The sequence below is a fragment of the Lacticaseibacillus jixiensis genome, assembly GCF_042847315.1.
In the GTDB taxonomy this organism is placed as follows: domain Bacteria; phylum Bacillota; class Bacilli; order Lactobacillales; family Lactobacillaceae; genus Lacticaseibacillus; species Lacticaseibacillus jixiensis.
In genome coordinates, this window is sequence record NZ_BAAFPR010000061.1 from 1 (window position 1) to 1,802 (window position 1,802).

Genomic DNA, 1,802 nt, shown 5'->3' on the forward strand with positions numbered 1-1,802 from the left:
AGGTAGTCCTTTGAAAACTGAACAAAGTTTCGTAAATGTGATAGGGCTTTTCTTAAATGAAAAGAATTAAACATGAGCGAAGTCAATTCGCTAGTAAATCTCGGATCTAAAGCTTCGGCTTTAGTGAAGAACAACAAACGAGCTATTCAAATAACTCATTATATGAGAGTTTGATCCTGGCTCAGGATGAACGCTGGCGGCGTGCCTAATACATGCAAGTCGAACGAGGTTTAGTTGATTGAAGTCTTCGGACTGATTTCTTTTAAACCGAGTGGCGGATGGGTGAGTAACACGTGGGTAACCTGCCCTTAAGTAGGGGATAACATTTGGAAACAGATGCTAATACCGTATAAATCTTCAAACCGCATGGTTTGAAGCTGAAAGGCGGCTTTCGAGCTGTCGCTTTTGGATGGACCCGCGGCGTATTAGCTAGTTGGTGAGGTAAAGGCTCACCAAGGCAGTGATACGTAGCCGACCTGAGAGGGTGATCGGCCACATTGGGACTGAGACACGGCCCAAACTCCTACGGGAGGCAGCAGTAGGGAATCTTCCACAATGGACGAAAGTCTGATGGAGCAACGCCGCGTGAGTGAAGAAGGTTTTCGGATCGTAAAACTCTGTTGTTGGAGAAGAACACATTTGAGAGTAACTGTTCAGATGTTGACGGTATCCAACCAGAAAGCCACGGCTAACTACGTGCCAGCAGCCGCGGTAATACGTAGGTGGCAAGCGTTATCCGGATTTATTGGGCGTAAAGCGAGCGCAGGCGGTTTCTTAAGTCTGATGTGAAAGCCTTCGGCTTAACCGAAGAAGTGCATCGGAAACTGGGAAACTTGAGTGCAGAAGAGGACAGTGGAACTCCATGTGTAGCGGTGAAATGCGTAGATATATGGAAGAACACCAGTGGCGAAGGCGGCTGTCTGGTCTGTAACTGACGCTGAGGCTCGAAAGCATGGGTAGCGAACAGGATTAGATACCCTGGTAGTCCATGCCGTAAACGATGAATGCTAGGTGTTGGAGGGTTTCCGCCCTTCAGTGCCGCAGCTAACGCATTAAGCATTCCGCCTGGGGAGTACGACCGCAAGGTTGAAACTCAAAGGAATTGACGGGGGCCCGCACAAGCGGTGGAGCATGTGGTTTAATTCGAAGCAACGCGAAGAACCTTACCAGGTCTTGACATCCTATGCCAATCTGAGAGATCAGACGTTCCCTTCGGGGACATAGTGACAGGTGGTGCATGGTTGTCGTCAGCTCGTGTCGTGAGATGTTGGGTTAAGTCCCGCAACGAGCGCAACCCTTATGACTAGTTGCCAGCATTAAGTTGGGCACTCTAGTAAGACTGCCGGTGACAAACCGGAGGAAGGTGGGGACGACGTCAAATCATCATGCCCCTTATGACCTGGGCTACACACGTGCTACAATGGATGGTACAACGAGTTGCGAACCCGCGAGGGCAAGCTAATCTCTTAAAGCCATTCTCAGTTCGGACTGTAGGCTGCAACTCGCCTACACGAAGTCGGAATCGCTAGTAATCGCGGATCAGCATGCCGCGGTGAATACGTTCCCGGGCCTTGTACACACCGCCCGTCACACCATGAGAGTTTGTAACACCCGAAGCCGGTGGGGTAACCTTTTAGGAGCTAGCCGTCTAAGGTGGGACAGATGATTAGGGTGAAGTCGTAACAAGGTAGCCGTAGGAGAACCTGCGGCTGGATCACCTCCTTTCTAAGGATAGGCCCTTTGGGGCCACGGAAACCTATCACGAAACTTTGTTTAGTTTTGAGAAGATTACCTTCTCAAGA

Annotated in this window: 1 rRNA gene; it reads left to right on the forward strand. The window is 49.9% G+C overall.

Annotated elements, in window-relative coordinates:
* Window positions 1-158 precede the first annotated feature (158 nt).
* A 16S ribosomal RNA gene (locus ACGG90_RS15250) occupies window positions 159-1,725 on the forward strand.
* Window positions 1,726-1,802 lie beyond the last annotated feature (77 nt).